The 18,450-nt window shown below is 54.0% G+C and carries 22 protein-coding genes; 13 read left to right on the top strand and 9 right to left on the bottom strand.

The genetic code is table 11. The features are described 5' to 3' along the window. Positions 1–79: 79 nt before the first annotated feature. Positions 80–526 carry a DUF441 domain-containing protein gene (locus tag IM265_RS11705; RefSeq protein ID WP_008500737.1) on the top strand — a complete coding sequence of 149 codons (447 nt, stop codon included), beginning with the start codon at positions 80–82 and terminating at the stop codon, positions 524–526. Here IM265_RS11705 and IM265_RS11700 read toward each other — a convergent pair. Next, positions 510–1,301, bottom strand: coding sequence for a helix-turn-helix transcriptional regulator (locus tag IM265_RS11700; protein WP_041910482.1), 792 nt, complete (start codon positions 1,299–1,301; stop codon positions 510–512). The genes IM265_RS11705 and IM265_RS11700 overlap by 17 nt on opposite strands. Before the next feature lie 99 nt (positions 1,302–1,400). On the opposite strand from IM265_RS11700, the gene IM265_RS11695 reads away from it, so the two are divergent. Then, positions 1,401–2,588 carry a CynX/NimT family MFS transporter gene (locus IM265_RS11695; protein WP_028012764.1) on the top strand — a complete coding sequence of 396 codons (1,188 nt, stop codon included), beginning with the start codon at positions 1,401–1,403 and terminating at the stop codon, positions 2,586–2,588. A 31-nt stretch (positions 2,589–2,619) separates the two neighbouring features. On the opposite strand, the gene IM265_RS11690 is transcribed toward IM265_RS11695, so the two are convergent. Further along, positions 2,620–3,327 carry a CTP synthase gene (locus tag IM265_RS11690; RefSeq protein WP_028012763.1) on the bottom strand — a complete coding sequence of 236 codons (708 nt, stop codon included), beginning with the start codon at positions 3,325–3,327 and terminating at the stop codon, positions 2,620–2,622. Between the two features lie 101 nt (positions 3,328–3,428). Here IM265_RS11690 and IM265_RS11685 point away from each other — a divergent pair, with 101 nt between their 5' ends. Next, entirely contained in the window at positions 3,429–3,773 is a 345-nt protein-coding gene (locus tag IM265_RS11685; protein ID WP_041910484.1) for a DUF488 domain-containing protein, read from the top strand. Here IM265_RS11685 and IM265_RS11680 read toward each other — a convergent pair whose 3' ends face one another. Continuing rightward, complete coding sequence (locus IM265_RS11680; protein WP_045630116.1) at positions 3,774–4,079, bottom strand: periplasmic protein; 306 nt, start codon at positions 4,077–4,079, stop codon at positions 3,774–3,776. A gap of 80 nt (positions 4,080–4,159) precedes the next feature. Further along, positions 4,160–4,414 (bottom strand): DUF333 domain-containing protein, encoded by a 255-nt coding sequence (locus IM265_RS11675; RefSeq protein ID WP_153656048.1) that lies wholly within the window; start codon positions 4,412–4,414, stop codon positions 4,160–4,162. Positions 4,415–4,722: 308 nt separating this feature from the next. On the opposite strand from IM265_RS11675, the gene IM265_RS11670 reads away from it, so the two are divergent. Further along, the gene (locus IM265_RS11670; protein WP_063154459.1) at positions 4,723–5,742 is read left to right on the top strand and encodes a sensor domain-containing diguanylate cyclase; all 1,020 of its coding nucleotides are present in this window, start codon (positions 4,723–4,725) and stop codon (positions 5,740–5,742) included. A 45-nt stretch (positions 5,743–5,787) separates the two neighbouring features. Then, on the top strand, positions 5,788–5,886 hold the full coding sequence (locus IM265_RS11665) for a YoaK family small membrane protein (RefSeq protein WP_014883431.1): 99 nt from the start codon (positions 5,788–5,790) through the stop codon (positions 5,884–5,886). 126 nt (positions 5,887–6,012) lie between these two features. Here the strand turns inward: IM265_RS11665 and IM265_RS11660 are convergent, their stop codons facing one another. Both IM265_RS11660 and IM265_RS11655 read right to left on the bottom strand, forming a co-directional pair. Continuing rightward, positions 6,013–6,261, bottom strand: coding sequence for a GlsB/YeaQ/YmgE family stress response membrane protein (locus tag IM265_RS11660; RefSeq protein ID WP_028012758.1), 249 nt, complete (start codon positions 6,259–6,261; stop codon positions 6,013–6,015). 278 nt (positions 6,262–6,539) lie between these two features. Continuing rightward, positions 6,540–8,024 carry a sensor domain-containing diguanylate cyclase gene (locus IM265_RS11655; RefSeq protein WP_252028204.1) on the bottom strand — a complete coding sequence of 495 codons (1,485 nt, stop codon included), beginning with the start codon at positions 8,022–8,024 and terminating at the stop codon, positions 6,540–6,542. A gap of 172 nt (positions 8,025–8,196) precedes the next feature. On the opposite strand from IM265_RS11655, the gene IM265_RS11650 reads away from it, so the two are divergent. Beyond that, positions 8,197–9,696, top strand: coding sequence for an EAL domain-containing protein (locus tag IM265_RS11650; RefSeq protein ID WP_048959707.1), 1,500 nt, complete (start codon positions 8,197–8,199; stop codon positions 9,694–9,696). 1 nt (position 9,697) lies between these two features. On the opposite strand, the gene IM265_RS11645 is transcribed toward IM265_RS11650, so the two are convergent. The 3 genes from IM265_RS11645 to icd all read right to left on the bottom strand — a co-directional run bounded on the left by IM265_RS11645 (position 9,698) and on the right by icd (position 11,688). Continuing rightward, on the bottom strand, positions 9,698–9,943 hold the full coding sequence (locus tag IM265_RS11645; RefSeq protein WP_028012755.1) for a DUF2543 family protein: 246 nt from the start codon (positions 9,941–9,943) through the stop codon (positions 9,698–9,700). Positions 9,944–10,012: 69 nt separating this feature from the next. Then, complete coding sequence (locus IM265_RS11640; protein ID WP_063942643.1) at positions 10,013–10,360, bottom strand: DUF1304 domain-containing protein; 348 nt, start codon at positions 10,358–10,360, stop codon at positions 10,013–10,015. 77 nt (positions 10,361–10,437) lie between these two features. Further along, positions 10,438–11,688, bottom strand: coding sequence for an NADP-dependent isocitrate dehydrogenase (icd, locus tag IM265_RS11635; protein ID WP_003857898.1), 1,251 nt, complete (start codon positions 11,686–11,688; stop codon positions 10,438–10,440). 117 nt (positions 11,689–11,805) lie between these two features. Between icd and rluE the strand changes: the two genes are divergently transcribed. The 7 genes from rluE to phoQ all read left to right on the top strand — a co-directional run bounded on the left by rluE (position 11,806) and on the right by phoQ (position 18,400). Then, entirely contained in the window at positions 11,806–12,459 is a 654-nt protein-coding gene (gene rluE / locus IM265_RS11630) for a 23S rRNA pseudouridine(2457) synthase RluE (RefSeq protein ID WP_045261618.1), read from the top strand. Between the two features lie 9 nt (positions 12,460–12,468). After that, a complete protein-coding gene (locus IM265_RS11625; protein ID WP_028012752.1) occupies positions 12,469–12,942 on the top strand; it encodes an NUDIX hydrolase in 474 nt (157 codons plus the stop codon). 40 nt (positions 12,943–12,982) lie between these two features. Continuing rightward, positions 12,983–14,095 (top strand): tRNA 2-thiouridine(34) synthase MnmA, encoded by a 1,113-nt coding sequence (mnmA, locus tag IM265_RS11620; protein WP_193031012.1) that lies wholly within the window; start codon positions 12,983–12,985, stop codon positions 14,093–14,095. A gap of 26 nt (positions 14,096–14,121) precedes the next feature. Continuing rightward, positions 14,122–14,751, top strand: coding sequence for a high frequency lysogenization protein HflD (hflD, locus tag IM265_RS11615; protein WP_148243202.1), 630 nt, complete (start codon positions 14,122–14,124; stop codon positions 14,749–14,751). Between the two features lie 19 nt (positions 14,752–14,770). Continuing rightward, positions 14,771–16,141, top strand: a complete 1,371-nt coding sequence (gene purB / locus IM265_RS11610) for an adenylosuccinate lyase (protein WP_193031009.1) — start codon at positions 14,771–14,773, stop codon at positions 16,139–16,141. 123 nt (positions 16,142–16,264) lie between these two features. Beyond that, a complete protein-coding gene (gene phoP, locus IM265_RS11605) occupies positions 16,265–16,936 on the top strand; it encodes a two-component system response regulator PhoP (RefSeq protein WP_025911763.1) in 672 nt (223 codons plus the stop codon). Next, positions 16,937–18,400: a two-component system sensor histidine kinase PhoQ gene (gene phoQ / locus IM265_RS11600; protein ID WP_045630113.1), complete on the top strand. Its 1,464-nt coding sequence runs from the start codon at positions 16,937–16,939 to the stop codon at positions 18,398–18,400. It abuts the gene before it with no gap. Positions 18,401–18,450: the final 50 nt, after the last annotated feature.

Genomic DNA, 18,450 nt, shown 5'->3' with positions numbered 1-18,450 from the left:
GATAAAATCTTTTAAACGCTGTCCTCCGCCGCGTTTACGCGTACAGTAAGCAGGATAATTATTCTGGCAAGGATCCCCCATGTTTGACCCAACTCTGCTCATTCTTCTGGCGCTCGCCGCGCTCGGCTTTATCAGCCATAACACCACCGTCGCCATCTCGATTCTGGTGCTGATTATTGTGCGCGTGACCCCGTTAAATACCTTTTTCCCGTGGATAGAAAAACAAGGCCTCACCATCGGGATCATCATTTTAACCATCGGGGTGATGGCTCCCATCGCCAGCGGCACCCTTCCCGCCTCAACGCTGCTGCACTCGTTTGTGAACTGGAAATCACTGGTGGCGATCGCGGTGGGGATTTTTGTTTCGTGGCTGGGCGGACGCGGCGTTACGCTGATGAGCAGCCAGCCCTCGCTGGTGGCGGGCCTGCTGGTGGGCACTGTACTCGGCGTGGCGCTCTTCCGCGGCGTGCCGGTAGGCCCGCTGATTGCGGCAGGGCTGGTGTCCCTGTTTATCGGGAAGTCATAGTCAGGCTGGCCATGTAACGCGCCGGCGTCTGGCCCAGCCCCTTTTTGAACATGGTGATAAACGCGGTGGTAGAGTCATAGCCCAGAGACTGTGCCACCTGCTGCACCGATTTTCCGCTAATCAAATGCTGTAACGCCACGATCAGCTGAAGCTGGTGACGCCAGCGGCGAAAGCTTAAACCGGTCTCTTTGACCACCAGCCGCGCCAGGTTGCGTTCACTCATCGCGAAATGGCTCGCCCACTGTGCCAGCGTCTGCCAGGCGGCGGGCTCTTCCGCCATCTTCTCGCTCATCAGCCGGATTTTAGGATGGGGAGAGACGGGCAGCTGCAGATGCTCCTGGCGCTGGAGCGGCAGCTCGTCAAACAGGACGTCCACCAGACGCGATGTGGCCGCAAGATGCAGCTGTTCACGTGATTTCTCCGCCAGGGATAAAATCAGTTCCCGCACCAGAGGAGAGATTTTCAGGGTGCAGCAGCGGTCGGGCAGGCTGGCGGCACCAGGCTCAATAAACAAAAAGCAGAGCTGCGCCCCCGGCGTGGCCCTGTTGCTGTGCGGCATTTGGCCTGGGATCCAGACGGCATACTGGGGCGGTACCATCAGCATCGCATTTTCCACTTCGCAGGTGATCGCGCCGCCAAGGGCCAGAATCAGCTGCCCCTTACGGTGTTGATGCTGCGGAATATATTGTTCTTCCGTCACCACGCGGATGCGAAACGCGACGGCCGCATCGTGCTGGCTATCAGGATCGTAGCCGTCCAGTCCCAGACCAATCATCAGGTTGTCCGATATTAGCGATAAACTGTCATTTTAGCCTGATTTCAACCGCGGAGAAAATCGGTATTGTGTGCGCTCGCTTGAACGTATGAGAACACAATGACTACTGCTCTTCGCACCTCAGGAAAACAGGGCGCGCTGTTGATTGCAGGCATCCTGATGATTGCCACCACGCTTCGCGTCACCTTTACCGGCGCAGCGCCGCTGCTCGACACTATTCGCCTTGATTATGGCTTAAGCACGGCGCAAACCGGTCTGCTGACCACCCTGCCCCTGCTGGCCTTTGCTCTTGTCTCCCCGCTCGCGGCGGGCGTTGCCCGGCGTATCGGCATGGAGCGCAGCCTGTTTATCGCCCTGATGCTGATTTGCATCGGGATTGCGGTTCGCTCCCTGCCCTCCGCTACCCTGCTTTTCATCGGAACGGCGGTGATTGGTTGCGGGATCGCTCTGGGGAATGTGCTGCTGCCCGGCTTAATTAAGCGTGATTTCCCGGGTCAGGTGGCAAAACTCACCGGCGCCTATTCCCTGACGATGGGTGTCTCTGCCGCGTTAGGCTCGGCGCTGATTGTTCCCCTGGCGCAGGGTGATGCGGGCTGGCATGGCGCGCTGCTGATGCTGATGGCGTTTCCGCTGATCGCGCTGTTGCTCTGGCTGCCGCAGTGGCGTCAAAAACACGTCGCAACCGTAACGGGCGCAGGCGCGCTGCATAACCGAGCGATCTGGCGCTCGGCACTCGCCTGGCAGGTGACGCTCTTTCTGGGGATTAACTCGCTGATTTATTACGTCATCATCGGCTGGCTGCCGGCCATATTACTCAGCCATGGCTTTAGCGAAGCGCAGGCCGGCTCGGTGCACGGTCTTTTACAGCTTGCCACGGCCGTGCCGGGGCTTGCCGTTCCGCTCGTCCTCCAGCGCCTGAAGGATCAGCGAACCATCGCCGGAGCGGTTGGGCTGATGTGCGCGGTTAGCGCGGCGGGTTTGTGGTTTATGCCTGAGATGGCGGTGATGTGGACGCTGGTGTTTGGCTTTGGTACCGGGGCAACGATGATCCTCGGCCTGACGTTCATCGGCCTGCGCGCCAGCTCCGCACACCAGGCGGCAGCGTTGTCCGGTATGGCACAGTCTATTGGTTATCTGCTCGCCGCCTGCGGTCCGCCGCTGATGGGTAAAATTCACGATTCGGCTGGAGACTGGCGGATCCCACTTCTCGCCTGCGCGCTGGCCGCTGTCGTCATGGCCATCTGCGGCGTACTTGCCGGGCGCGACCGGGAAATCGCGCCCCGATAAACACGGTGGCAGACCATCGGGTCTGCCTTTTTTACCCGCGCGCCGCGCGCAGCATTGCCTGCACCAGCACCACCGGACGCCCTTCCAGCGCAGCACGCTCGTGCTGGAATAAGGTGATCACAAAGAACGGATGGGTCACCAGCTCCGCAGCGCGAATTTCCCCCTGCTCATCCCAGCCCGTCACGCGCATATCACCGCTCTCCAGTTCCTGAGCAAACGCCGCCGATACGCCATAGTTACAGTGATAACCCTCTACGATTTCCGGCTTTCCGTAGGCCTTCGCGATCAACGTATTATTGCGCAGCTCAATGGCATCGGTTTTTTCCACCAGCGAGCAGGTCAGCGGCGCAATCACCATCGTGCCTTCGGTATCCGTCTCAGCATGTGCCGCGTCGCTCCAGCCCAGCACGTTACGGGCATACTCAATTAACGCATGCTGGAACCCACCGCAGGTGCCCAGGAACGGAATGCTGTTTTCACGCGCGTAGCGTGCGGCAATAAAGGCCGCCTCGGTATTTTTATAGGGGCTTGCGGGAACCAGCCAGATGGCATCGTAGCCCACCAGATCCTCAGAACTGGTTAATTCCGTGGTGGCAAGCCAGTCGTAATCGGCGGTGAGGTCAAGGACCGCGGCGGCGTCGTCAATGGCCAGCGGGATCGCCTTGTGTGCAATAACATCAGGATTGTAATCGCCAACCAGCGCAATGCGCAGCGTCGTTTTAACCGGGAGGTGTTCCATGAAAGGTTCCTTATGCCAGAGTATTATCAGATAACATAAGGAACCTCAGACTACCGATCTTCTGCAATTATCACAATACCTTAAATTGGGAGGGTGGAATTATGATTCAGTGCAAACGCGTCTATGAACAGGCGAGCCCGGGCGATGGCTATCGGGTTCTGGTGGACAGGCTCTGGCCCCGTGGGGTGAAAAAAACGGACCTCGCGTATGACGAATGGTGTAAAACGCTCACACCATCCAGCGCGTTACGCAAGGACTTTCATAGCGAAGCGATTGATTTCGCGGCCTTCACTAAAGCCTACAAGGAAGAGCTGGCGCAGCATAAGGACGAAGGAGAGCGTCTGGCGGCGCTGGCGAAAAAGCAGACCGTAACCCTGCTCTACGGCGCGAAGGACACGAAGCAGAATCACGCTCTGGTCTTAGCCGACTGGCTGCGCCATCTGTGATCAGCTGACCGTCAGCTCATCCTGAATTTGCGGAGCTTCGTCCGGGGTGAGCGGCATCAGGTGTTCGGCGCGAACAAACGCAAAGCCGTGCTGATTATCAAAGGCGTAGACGTCTCCCGTCACCAGCCAGAGCGCGCGGTCCGCGCTTGCGGGTAACTGCGTCATCACGCCGTTGACCGGGTTAACGAAACGCTGGCCGGGTTGGCAAAGACCAAATAGCTCCACAGATTTACCAATATTGCGACGGCCTGACGCCGTGCGGGCACCGACGATCATCGCCACGCTGCCCGGTTTAAGCTGAAACATACTTCTCTCGCGGTAACGGTAGCCAGAAATTGGCTAAGAATAATCCTAAAGAGAAGTGTATCGCAGCTACTGTCCCTCTGTCACCTGGCAGGTTGCGGATGATCGCGACGATAGAGCGTCCATTCGTCGATCACTTCGCCACTGGGCAGCTTGCACTCGGTGCGGACTCCCTGCGGGCTTTGAATTGGGACCTGTTCCCCGCCCTTTTCCAGGCAGTAAACGGAAGCCGGGTTCGCCATGCCCACGGCGTGCGGCGGTTTCGGGGCGTCGGGTGGGGTTGTTTTTGCGGTGCAGGCAACCAGGGGAAGCGCCAGCGCCATTAGCAGAAATCTCATCTTGTTGATCCTTTTGACATCATCGTTGGCTAAGGGTAACGGCTTGTCGCCGCTTTCTCCATGATTTCTCCATTCTAACTGCACTTTTCAACGCTACAGTCTGGCATGTTCTCACTTTGACCAGAGAACATCATTCCGTAATCAAGATGTCTTTGCCCCGTTCTCAACAACGGGGCTTTTTTTCCCGCCTGCTGCCTACCTCTGCATATATTAAATTTTCTATATTCATGTTTTACTATGCCGGAAGCCTAAAAATTCAGCATAACATGCAGATGCAGACGTCTTCTGCCTGGGAGTCATTCTACGTCATGTCGGATCTTATCCTCGCTCGCGTTTCAGAAACCCTTGCCACCGAGCAATCCCTTGAAAGCCTCGTTCGTCAGCTGCTGGAGATGCTGGAAATCGTCACCGACATGGAGTCGACGTATCTGACGAAGGTGGATATAACAGCCCGGCTGCAGCATATCCTCTATGCCCGAAACAGCAAGCAGATGACTATCCCGGAAGGGTTAAGCGTGCCATGGGATGAAACGCTGTGTAAGCGCGCGCTGGATAGCGACACATTATTCAGTAACGATGTCCCCGAGCGCTGGCCGGAGTGTGAAGCGGCGAAAGCACTCGGCATCACCACATATATGAGCATCCCCGTTCATCTTGCCGATGGCTCACTTTACGGTACGCTCTGCGCCACCAGCACGGCAAAAAAACCGCTCAGCGCACGCGGTGAGCAGATGCTAAAACTCTTCGCCGGGTTGATTAGTCAGTACATTCAGAAAGAGTCTCTGGTGACCCAGCTCCGTGAAGCCAACGCGGCGCTTATCGCCCACTCCTACACAGATGCCCTTACAGGGTTACCCAACCGTCGCGCCATTTTTGAGGATCTGACCACCCTGTTTTCGCTGGCGCGGCATCTGAAACGTAACGCCATCATTGCCTTTATCGATCTGGATGATTTTAAACTGATTAACGATCGATACGGGCATGAAGCAGGCGACCAGTTCCTGATTGAAGTGGGCAAGCGTTTGACCGCAGAAAAACAGCAGGACGATATCATCGGCCGGCTGGGCGGCGATGAGTTCCTGGTGGCCACTCTGAGCAACGTCGAGGATGAGGAGCAAATCCACCTTCTCAGAACGCGCCTCAGCGCCCGAATTGCGGGGGAATACTGGCTGGGTAGCATCAGCATCATTTATCCTGGCGCCAGCCTCGGCGTTATCGAAGTGGATCCCGGCGTAACCGATCCGGACAGTGCGTTACGTGCCGCAGATATCGCGATGTATCAGGATAAGAAAGGAAAAAGCAAAACAGGCTTTCTCGCGATGGATTAACCCCGTACACTCTACGGCGTTATAAAAACCGAAACAGGTGATGATATGAGAATAGGGATCCTCTTCCCGGTCGTTATTTTTATAACGGCGGTGGTATTTCTGGCGTGGTTTTTTGTCGGTGGTTACGCTGCTCCGGGGGCATAAATGAGAAAAACCACCCTCATTATGTTGATCGTTGCCGTCGTGGCGTTTGCCGGCACGCAGTTTGGCTGGTGGTAAACCCGTTACGTAAAAAGGCCGCCATATGGCAGCCTTTTTAACGCTTCAGTATTAGCTTTTGATCTTTCTGTAGATAAACAGCACAACCAGCGCGCCGATCACCGCGACCGCGAAACTGCCGAAGTTAAAGCCATCGACTTTACCAAAACCGAACAGCGTACTGATCCAACCGCCGACTACCGCGCCGACAATACCCAGTATTATGGTGACGATAAACCCACCGCCATCTTTGCCCGGCATGATCCACTTCGCCAGAATACCCGCAATAAGCCCAAAGATAATCCAGGATAAAATTCCCATAACTTTCCTCTCTGTATGGTTTTTGTCATTAAATCAACGACACAAAAAGGATAGCACAGGATCTGAGAAAGGAAATTTGTGATAAGCCTCACAGAGAGAGTCTGCGCATTTCTTCATCAACATGCCCTTCCACAAGAACTATGGGGTTGCATCTTTTGTTGAGAAAGATTATCTTTCTCAACACTGAATAGTTGAGATAAACACTCAGGTATTCAGTACGACATTGCTCACATTGCTTCCAGTATTTCTTGCCCACTCATGAGTGGGCTTTTTTTTGATCAAGCCCCAACGAAAGCGTGCCGGTTGCGCCCGCCGCGTTTTGCCTGATAGAGCGCCTGGTCGGCAGCATTAATAATATTCTGCTGGCTACCCGCGATGTTGACAGCACGCGCACTGGAGACCCCTACGCTTACCGTGACCCGCCCGAAGGGGCTAAATGCGTGTTCAATTTGCTGAGAGAAAACATAGCAAATAATCCTCTGCGCAAGGCGGAGCGCCTCCTGGATATCCGTTTCAGGCAAAATCAGCGCAAACTCCTCCCCGCCATAGCGCGCCACAATCTGGTTGTCGCGGGTGAGACTTTCCCTGAGGCAGTTTCCCAGCAACGCCAGGCAACTGTCCCCTTCCGGATGACCGTAGTTATCGTTGTACTTTTTGAAGTAGTCCACATCCACAAGGAGCAGCGAAACCGGCGCGTCCTTTGCCGCACACGCCGCAATTTCCGAGACGATTTTTTCATCAAAGATGCGCCTGTTATAAAGCCCTGTCAGCGCATCCTCCGAGGCAATAATCTTTAGCGCTTTGTTATCCCGTGCTTTTCTGGATAAGTCGGAATAGAGGAAACAGGACGCCACGATGAGCGTCGCGGTAAACACCAAAATAAGTGCGGCAAGCTGAATCGCCTGCTTGCGCCACGGTGAAAGGGCTTCATCAATGCTTACCGCTACCGTCGTAACCAGTCCGTAGCGCCTGTTTTTCTCATAGGCATAAATGCGTTCGATTTTATCAAACCTGGAGACAGAGCTGGCTATCCCAGTATTTTGTACCTTGAGGTATTTTCTGAAGAGAGGTGAGTCAGAAAAAATCGTACCGATATAGTTATTTTTAAAGGGATAACGAATCAGTAAAACGCCTGCTTGCGTCGTTAAACCAATAACGCCCGCGTGACCAATATTAATCTGTCCATAAAGCGCCAGAAAATTTTCGATACCCAGCGTCACCACCACAACACCGTTAAATGCACCGGTGTGGGTTTCAAGGCGTCGGCTAAGAGTAATAACCCATTTACCATTGGTTCTGCTTATCACCGGCTCACCAATATAAATCTGCTGACTTTTATTTTCCTTGTGATAGACAAAAAATGCTCTATCCGCGCCATTATGGGGGCCCGCAAAATTTTTGTGCAATGCAGTGAAGATATCCCCATGCGCATCATAGACAACCACATTATTAATCTGAGTAAGAAGATTATCCTGATTGCTTATCATTCGCTGAATATTGATCGCCTGTTGCGGGGTCATACCATAAATTTCGATTGTGTCGGAAACGGTGGTAATCAACATTTCACTTTGGCGAATGATCCCTTCCGTGTAGACGTTAAGGGTATGGCTCAGGTTGGCAACGCTTGTATTGATTTGCTGGATTGACTGCTGTCGGGACGTGGCAATCTGGACGGCAAGCGACAATGAAACAATCAATGAGACAATGATGACGGTAATGGTTGTTGTGTAAAAAGTATTTTTCACATGCACGAGCTTTTCCACCTTATCACGCCTGGCATCCCTGGCTGACAACTCTTGTCACTGTAACAAAGCTCAGGTTAAGAGGAAAACAAATTGCACTTAAGCATAACGGCTGCCGTTATTATCAGGCTTGTAGCTTGCACTGCCTGTGATAAGATTTGAGAGATGAGGGAGCGGACAGGGTATCTGGAAAATGAAAAAGATCATTGCCGTTACTATCGTTTCAGCGTTTCTGGTCTTCCTGTCTCTTTTTGCGGTTAATGCAGTTATCGGGAGCCAGCAGAAAAGCAAACAGCTTGAGATTTCCCGAACCCTTTTACAGCATTCAGAAAGTCTGACCCAGAGCATGGCGCAGACGCTCAAAAACCTGACCACACAGGGATGCGACAGAGACAGCCTCGATCGCTACCGGCAGGTCAAGCTCGAAAGCCGCTATGTCGCTGACGTCGGTTTTATTGAAAAGGGAAAAATAGTCTGTACCGCTTTTTGGGGTAAACTCGTTAATCCTGTCCCGCTTCCTGAAGAGCTCCATGAAACGCCCAGAGGATTTCTCCTCGCGCAATTTTCGAGAAAGGATTTTTTTACCGGCAATGCGGCCATCTATAATAATCACATTATCTTCACCTCCCGCTATGCTTACGATAAATTCACCCCGGTTACGGAGAGCTATTCTCTGAGCACCACCACCAGGGACTTAAGCAGAACGTTTTTTTCGGCTACGCCTGAATTAAACCAACAGAGCGAACTGAATTCCTCCTTGTTTACCCTGACCCTCACCCGGTGCAGCACCACATGGGATTTGTGCGTCATTGTGAAGCATCACAACGCGGGACTGGCCTCGTTATCTCCCGTTTTATTTATCGTTCTCGCGGTCATTTTATGTTTTATCTGGATAGCGATAACGCTCTTTTTCTTTCGACTCAACGAGGACCGGTTCTCCCTGGAGCGGACGCTGGTCAAAGCTGTTATCACTAATACTATCGGCGTTCATTACCAGCCCATTGTTCGGATTGAGGATAAAAAAATTGTAGGCGTGGAGGTCTTGTCGAGATGGCGTGACGCAAGATACGGTGACGTCTCCCCGGAACTGTTTATTCCATTAATCAAAAAAATTGGCCTGTATAAAAATTACTATATTAATATTCTCCAAAAATCCCTTTCGGATATCGCGCCACTTATTATTAAATATCATTTGGTTGTTTCGCTCAATGTTGGCCGAACGGAAATTGAAGACGGACAGTTTATCAGCATTTTGCGCCGTAGCTGTTTAGCTAATAACATTCCGCTCTCTCTGATCAAAATCGAGCTTTCTGAAAAAGCCATTTCAACGGGGAATATTCTGGAAGATTTCTGCAAGGATTTAAAAAACCTTGGCGTGAGAATATCCATTGATGACTTCGGGGTGCAAAACTCAAACCTGGCAAGGCTTTCGCTGCTTGAATATGATGAGATCAAAATCGACAAGTCGCTGGTCGATGGCATCAGTGAACATTACAAGCAGAACATTTTTGTCATTTTTAGCGACGCCCTCGCAAAACTGAATAAAACGCTTGTTTTCGAAGGCGTAGAGAGCGAAATACAGTATCGCTTTATTGCTGAAAGATACCCCGAGGCGCTGATTCAGGGATGGTATTTCTCAAAATCTGTCACCCGAAGCGAGCTTGCGAAGCGACTCGCTGGGATCGCGCGGTAGGTTACTCGTTTCCCCACTGATTAAGAAAGTTTGCAATATCATCAATACGTTCGGCACGAACCCCGGCTTCACGCGCCATCTCCTGCTGAGCTTCCTCATCGATCTCCTCATTATTCGACAAACGCGTGAGAAGCAGCTGGAAATAATGCGCCAGCGAGTCCTGCTCTGACTCACTCACGGGCTTTGTGGCTTCCGTCGCGTACTCTTCGACGATGTCATAATACTTCAGTGGGATTTCGTTATTCATAGCAGCGTTAATCTCTGAGGGTGAAGCCACAAGTATATCCGACGACGTACGGTTAACCAACGCGTTGCGTCAGATAAGCAGGGCAAGCAGAGCTGCAAGAGCAGGTATGGCCTGAACGTACAGTATCTTTCGGCTGGCGGTCGCTGCGCCAAAGAGTCCGGCAATCAACACGCAGGTCAGGAAGAAGATGGCCACAGATATACCCTTTTCACCAAGCCAGAGGCTCCAGAGCAGACCCGCAGCCAGAAAACCATTATACAGCCCCTGATTCGCGGCCAGCACGCGGGTGTCGCGCGCAAAATCGGGACGCAGATTAAAAGCCTTGTGCCCTGTTCTGGTGTTCCACAGGAACATTTCCAGCACAAGAATGTAGATATGGATGAATGCAACGACAGTGATAAGAACAGTAGCGAGCATCGTGTTATTTCCCGCAGGCAGAAGCAAAAAAAACGGGAACCCTCAGGCCCCCGCTCTTGTTTAACCCAGAATCTGGATTACATGTTCGCGATAATCGCGTCGCCAAACTCTGAACATTTCAGCAGCTTAGCGCCTTCCATCAGACGTTCGAAATCGTAAGTTACGGTTTTCGCGTTGATTGCGCCTTCCATACCTTTGACGATCAGGTCTGCGGCTTCGAACCATTCCATATGACGCAGCATCATCTCTGCGGAGAGGATGATAGAGCCTGGGTTCACTTTGTCCTGGCCTGCGTATTTTGGTGCAGTACCGTGGGTTGCTTCGAACAGGGCGCACTCGTCGCCGATGTTCGCGCCAGGGGCGATACCGATACCGCCAACCTGTGCCGCCAGGGCGTCAGAAATGTAGTCACCGTTCAGGTTCATACAGGCGATCACGTCGTATTCAGCAGGACGCAGCAGGATCTGCTGCAGGAACGCATCGGCGATCACATCTTTAATGATGATCTCTTTGCCGGTGTTCGGGTTCTTGATCTTCTGCCACGGGCCGCCGTCGATCAGCTCACCGCCGAACTCTTCGGTCGCCAGCTGGTAGCCCCAGTCTTTGAACGCGCCTTCGGTGAACTTCATGATGTTGCCCTTGTGAACCAGGGTCACAGAATCACGGTCGTTGGTGATCGCGTATTCGATGGCCGCACGCACCAGGCGCTTGGTCCCTTCTTCAGAGCACGGCTTAATGCCGATACCGCAGTGCTCAGGGAAGCGAATTTTCTTCACGCCCATCTCTTCGCGCAGGAATTTAATCACTTTTTCTGCATCAGCAGAGTCCGCTTTCCACTCGATACCCGCGTAGATGTCTTCTGAGTTTTCGCGGAAGATAACCATGTCGGTCAGTTCAGGGTGCTTAACCGGGCTTGGGGTGCCCTGATAGTAACGAACCGGACGCAGACACACGTACAGGTCCAGCTCCTGACGCAGCGCCACGTTCAGAGAACGGATGCCGCCGCCGACCGGAGTGGTCAGTGGGCCTTTAATAGCAACGCGGTAGTCGCGGATCAGGTCCAGCGTTTCCGCTGGCAGCCAGACGTCCTGGCCATAAACTTGCGTTGATTTCTCACCGGTGTAAATTTCCATCCAGGAAATTTTACGCTCGCCTTTGTAGGCTTTCTCAACAGCGGCATCAACCACTTTCAGCATTGCCGGGGTAACGTCTACACCGATACCGTCGCCTTCGATGAACGGAATAATCGGATTGTGAGGAACGTTAATCTTGCCGTTTTGCAGGGTGATCTTTTTACCTTCCGCCGGAACAACTACTTTGCTTTCCATTAACCTCTCCTTCGAGCGCTTCTGGTTGTTACTGATCTTATGTTAATAAATTGTAATGAGCCCTTCGATAGTACCTGATTGTCCTGCGCCATGAAAGGTCTTCGTTATTAGGCTATAATGCGGCAATTGATAACGCCTGAAAATACCATGAAGAAAACTTCTTTTACAAAACACCGGGTTGAGCGATTCAGCTCGCGACAAGCCGCCAGACGACCGCAAGAAACCCAGCCAAAGCGGGTTATTCTGTTCAATAAACCCTACGATGTTTTGCCGCAGTTTACCGATGAGGCCGGACGCAGCACGCTAAAGGATTACATCCCCGTTCAGGGCGTCTACGCCGCCGGTCGCCTGGACCGGGACAGCGAAGGACTTTTGGTCCTAACCAACGACGGCGCCCTACAGGCAAAGCTTACACAACCGGGCAAACGCACCGGCAAAATTTACTTTGTGCAGGTTGAAGGCGAGCCGGACGAAGAGACGCTGGCGAAACTGCGCAGCGGGGTGACGCTGAACGACGGCCCCACCCTGCCCGCCGGTATTGAACGCGTGAATGAGCCGGAGTGGCTGTGGCCGCGTAACCCGCCCATTCGCGAGCGCAAATCCATCCCGACAAGCTGGCTCAAAATCACCCTGTATGAAGGCCGCAACCGCCAGGTGAGGCGAATGACCGCGCACGTCGGCTTCCCTACCCTACGCCTGATTCGCTACGCCATGGGCAGCTACACGCTGGATACGCTGGCAAACGGCGAATGGCGCGACGCTGCCCCTTAAGGAGAAACGATGTTTAAACCTCATGTTACGGTCGCCTGCGTGGTGCACGCGCAGGGAAAATTCCTCGTTGTGGAAGAGAGCATCAACGGCAGGGCGCTGTGGAATCAGCCTGCCGGGCATCTTGAAGCCAATGAAACGTTGCTGCAGGCCGCGAAGCGCGAGCTCTGGGAAGAGACTGGCATCCGCGCTGAGCCCCAGCACTTCATTCGCATGCATCAGTGGATTGCGCCCGACAGCACCCCATTCCTGCGCTTTTTATTCGCCGTTGAGCTTAGCGAAACGTGCGCCACAGAACCGCATGATGACGATATCGATCGCTGCCTGTGGGTCACCGCCGAGGAGATCCTGAACGCGCCAAACCTGCGCTCGCCGCTGGTTGCGGAAAGCATCCGCTGCTGGCAGTCAGGCGCACGCCTGCCGCTGGGTGTCATCGGAGAATTTAACTGGCCGTTTACAGAGGGTGTCAACGGTGGGGGGGCGTGATAGAATACGCCGCCTTGAAGTTCAATGTCGTGAGTATTCCATGTCAGATAACAGCCAGAAAAAAGTGATCGTCGGCATGTCCGGCGGTGTCGATTCCTCCGTTTCCGCCTACCTGTTGCAGCAACAGGGCTATAAGGTGGAGGGCCTGTTCATGAAGAACTGGGAGGAAGACGATGGCGAGGAATACTGCACTGCCGCAGCGGATCTCGCCGACGCGCAGGCCGTATGCGACAAGCTCGGCATTGAACTGCACACCGTTAACTTTGCCGCAGAATACTGGGACAACGTCTTTGAACTGTTCCTTGAAGAGTACAAAGCGGGCCGTACCCCGAACCCGGATATTCTGTGCAACAAAGAGATCAAATTTAAAGCCTTCCTGGAATTCGCCGCGGAAGATCTGGGCGCTGACTACATTGCGACCGGTCACTACGTGCGTCGTGCGGACGTGAATGGCAAAAGCCAACTGCTGCGCGGCCTCGACGGCAATAAAGATCAGAGCTACTTCCTTTATACGCTGAGCCACGAACAGATTGCGCAAAGCCTGTTCCCGGTCGGCGAACTGGAAAAGCCGGAAGTGCGTAAAATTGCCGAAGAGCTGGACCTGATCACCGCGAAGAAAAAAGACTCCACCGGTATCTGCTTTATCGGCGAGCGCAAATTCCGTGATTTCCTGGGCCGCTACCTGCCTGCACAGCCAGGTAAAATTGTCACCGTTGATGGCGACGAGATTGGTCAGCATCAGGGGCTGATGTACCACACCTTAGGCCAGCGTAAAGGCCTGGGTATTGGTGGGACGAAAGAAGGCAGCGAAGATCCGTGGTACGTGGTCGACAAAGACGTCGAAAACAATATTCTGGTGGTGGCTCAGGGTCACGACCACCCGCGTCTGATGTCCGTTGGCCTTATCGCACAGCAGTTGCACTGGGTCGATCGCGAGCCCCTGAAAGGCAGGCTGCGCTGCACGGTGAAAACGCGCTACCGCCAGACCGATATTCCTTGCACCATCACCGTGCTTGATGACGACCGTATTGACGTCCGTTTCGACGAGCCGGTCGCCGCCGTTACCCCGGGCCAGTCTGCTGTCTTCTACAGCGGCGAAATCTGCCTGGGCGGCGGGATCATTGAACAGCGCCTGCCGCTGCCCGCTGTTTAACCGATTGCACACATAAAGGAGACCGTGTGGCGAAGAATTATTATGACATCACCCTGGCGCTGGCAGGAATTTGCCAGTCTGCTCGTCTGGTGCAACAGCTGGCGCATCAGGGTCACTGTGACGCTGATGCCCTGCACGTTTCGCTCAACAGCGTTATCGACCTCAACCCCGGTTCAACCCTGGGCGTGTTCGGCGGCAGCGAAACCAATCTTCGTCTCGGTCTTGAAACCCTGCTTGGCGTGCTTAACGCCAGTAGCCGTCAGGGGCTAAACGCGGAACTGACCCGCTACACCTTAAGCCTGATGGTGCTTGAGCGTAAGCTGAGCGCGGCGAAAGGCGCGCTCAATACCCTGGGCGAGCGCATCGCCGGGCTACAGCGTCAGCTCGACCATTTTGACCTGCAGTCTGAAACGCTGCTGAGCGCCATGGCGGGCATTTACGTTGACGTCATCAGCCCGCTGGGCCCGCGCATTCAGGTCACCGGCTCCCCTGCCGTACTGCAAAGCCCGCAGGTGCAGGCGAAGGTCCGCGCTTCCCTGCTGGCTGGGATCCGCGCCGCCGTGCTGTGGCATCAGGTTGGCGGTGGCCGCCTGCAGTTAATGTTTTCTCGTAATCGCCTGACTACTCAGGCAAAACAAATTCTTGCTCATTGTTAACCTCCCGGAGTTGCGAATTATGGAATTATCCTCACTGACCGCCGTATCCCCTGTCGATGGACGCTATGGCGATAAAGTCAGCGCGCTGCGCGGGATCTTCAGCGAATATGGTTTGCTGAAGTTCCGTGTTCAGGTTGAAGTACGCTGGCTGCAGAAGCTGGCCGCCCAGGCAGCAATCAAGGAAGTTCCTGCTTTTGACGAAAAGGCAAACGATTACCTTGATAAAATCGTTGCTGAGTTTAGCGAAGAAGATGCCGCGCGCATTAAGACCATTGAACGCACCACCAACCACGACGTGAAAGCGGTTGAGTACTTCCTGAAAGAGAAAGTGGAAAGCGTCCCGGCCCTGCATGCGGTATCCGAGTTCATTCACTTCGCCTGTACGTCCGAAGATATCAACAACCTGTCTCACGCGCTGATGCTCTCCACCGCGCGTAGAGAAGTGGTGCTGCCTTACTGGCGTAAAATCATCGACGCGGTGAAAGCGCTGTCCGTGGAATACCGCGACATTCCGCTGCTTTCCCGTACTCACGGCCAGCCAGCCACCCCATCCACGATGGGTAAAGAGATGGCGAACGTGGCGTACCGTATGGAGCGCCAGTATCGTCAGCTGGAGCAGGTTGAAATTCTGGGTAAAATCAACGGCGCGGTCGGTAACTACAATGCCCACATTGCCGCGTACCCGGAAGTGGACTGGCATCAGTTCAGCGAAGAGTTCGTGACCTCTCTGGGGATCCAGTGGAACCCGTACACCACCCAGATTGAGCCGCACGACTACATTGCAGAGCTGTTTGACTGCATCGCGCGCTTCAACACCATCCTGATCGACTTCGATCGCGACGTGTGGGGCTACATCGCGCTGAACCACTTCAAGCAGAAGACCATCGCCGGGGAAATTGGCTCCTCCACCATGCCGCACAAAGTGAACCCAATCGACTTCGAAAACTCCGAAGGCAACCTGGGCCTGGCGAATGCCGTGCTGCAGCATATGGCGAGCAAGCTGCCGGTTTCCCGCTGGCAGCGCGACCTGACCGACTCCACCGTGCTGCGTAACCTGGGCGTGGGCATTGGCTACGCGCTGATCGCGTATCAGTCCACCCTGAAGGGCGTGAGCAAGCTCGAAGTGAACCGTGATCGTCTTCTTGACGAGCTGGATCACAACTGGGAAGTATTGGCAGAGCCGATTCAGACCGTGATGCGCCGCTACGGTATCGAAAAACCGTACGAGAAGCTGAAAGAGCTGACACGCGGTAAACGCGTCGATGCCGAAGGCATGAAACAGTTTATCGACGGTCTGGCACTGCCGGAAGAAGAGAAAACCCGCCTGAAGGCCATGACTCCGGCGAATTACATTGGCCGCGCCATCACCATGGTTGATGAGCTGAAGTAATGTTCCTTCCCCCCTTTCCGCCCGGAAAGGGGGTTGCTTTTCCCCGGTTTACTGAATGTTTATCCCCACAGCAACATAATCAGCGTTAAACTATTCATACTATTTATTCTGGGAGAAAAGATGATGCGCGTACTGGTTGTTGAGGATAACGCATTGCTACGCCACCACCTGAAGGTTCAGCTTCAGGAGATGGGACATCAGGTGGATGATGCTGAAGATGCAAAAGAAGCCGATTATTATCTCAATGAACACCTGCCGGACATCGCCATTGTCGATTTAGGCCTGCCTGATGAAGACGGCCTGTCGTTAATTCGTCGCTGGCGCAGCCATGACGTTTCCCTGCCGGTTCTGGTTCTCACCGCCCGCGAAGGCTGGCAGGACAAAGTTGAAGTGCTCAGCGCCGGTGCGGATGATTACGTCACCAAACCGTTTCACATTGAAGAAGTGGCGGCGCGCATGCAGGCGCTGTTACGCCGCAACAGCGGGCTGGCTTCACAGGTTATCTCCATTCCGCCTTTCCAGGTGGATCTCTCCCGTCGCGAGCTCTCGATTAACGATGAAGTAATCAAGCTCACCGCGTTCGAATACACCATTATGGAAACGCTGATCCGTAACAGCGGAAAAGTAGTGAGCAAAGACTCCTTAATGCTCCAGCTCTACCCGGATGCTGAGCTGCGCGAGAGTCACACCATAGACGTGCTGATGGGCCGTTTGCGTAAGAAAATTCAGGCGCAGTATCCGCAGGACGTGATTACGACCGTTCGCGGCCAGGGCTACCTGTTCGAATTACGCTAAATGAGACGGATTTTGCGCCACATTCTGCCCCTCTCGCTGCGGGTTCGTTTTTTACTGGCAACGGCCGCGGTGGTGCTGGTGCTGTCGCTCTCCTACGGTCTGGTCGCCCTGGTGGGCTACAGCGTCAGCTTCGATAAAACGACCTTTCGACTGTTACGCGGCGAAAGTAATCTGTTTTATACCCTGGCCACATGGGAAGACAACCACATCACCGTTGAAATGCCGGAGAACCTGGATCAACAGAGTCCTACTTTAGCCCTGATTTACAATGAAAAGGGAAAGTTGCTTTGGGCGCAACGCGATATTCCGTGGCTGGCGAAAAGCATTCGTCCGGAGTGGCTCAAAACCAACGGGTTTCATGAGATAGAAGCCGATCTCAATACCACCAGCACGCTGATTCGCGAAGATCGCTCGATGCAGCAAAAGCTCAATGAAATCCGGGCTGACGATGCCGAGACGGAAATGACGCATTCGGTGGCGATCAATATCTACCCGGCGACCATGAACATGCCGCAGTTAACTATTGTGGTGATCGACACCATTCCGGTTGAGCTAAAACGTTCCTATAAGGTCTGGGGCTGGTTCGTTTATGTTCTGGCCGCAAACCTGCTGCTGGTGATCCCGCTGCTTTGGGTGGCGGCGTGGTGGAGCTTGCGCCCTATTGAGTCCCTGGCGCGAGAGGTGCGCGAGCTTGAGGAACATCATCGTGAAAAACTCAATCCGGAAACCACCCGTGAGCTGACCAGTCTGGTGCGTAACCTCAATCGCCTGCTGAAAAGCGAGCGTGAACGCTATGATAAGTACCGCACGACCCTGACCGACCTCACCCACAGCCTGAAAACGCCGCTGGCCGTAATGCAAAGCACCCTGCGTTCCATGCGCAGCTCAAGGCTGAGCGTCGACGATGCCGAGCCGGTGATGCTGGAACAAATCAGCCGAATCTCGCAGCAAATTGGCTACTATCTGCACCGCGCCAGCATGCGTTCCGGCAGCGCGCTCCTGAGCCGCGAGCTGCACCCGGTGGCCCCGCTGCTGGATAATCTCACGTCCGCCCTTAACAAGGTGTATCAGCGTAAAGGGGTCAACATCAGTCTCGACATTTCGCCTGAAATTAGCTTTGTTGGCGAAAAAAATGACTTCATGGAAGTGATGGGCAACCTGCTGGATAACGCCTGTAAATACTGCCTGGAGTTTGTTGAAGTATCGGCGCGCCAGACGGATAACGAGTTACACATTATCGTTGAGGATGATGGCCCCGGGATCCCGCTTAATAAACGTGATGTGGTGTTCGATCGCGGTCAGCGAGCGGATACGCTGCGCCCCGGTCAGGGCGTGGGTTTAGCCGTCGCCCGCGAGATTGTCGACCAGTATGACGGAAAAATCGAAACCAGCGAAAGCTTGCTCGGCGGGGCCAGAATGGAAGTGATTTTTGGTCGTCAGCAGCCCACATCGGACGATAGTTAACCCGTTATGTGAAAAATGCGAGGATCTCGCAGCCGGGGGGCTGAGCTTCC

Origin of the sequence: Enterobacter cloacae complex sp. P17RS, from assembly GCF_014895885.1 — a bacterium.
GTDB classification, from domain to species: Bacteria; Pseudomonadota; Gammaproteobacteria; order Enterobacterales; family Enterobacteriaceae; genus Enterobacter; species Enterobacter bugandensis.
The sequence above is the reverse complement of the archived record's forward strand: the minus strand, read 5'-3'. Positions and strand labels throughout refer to the sequence as shown.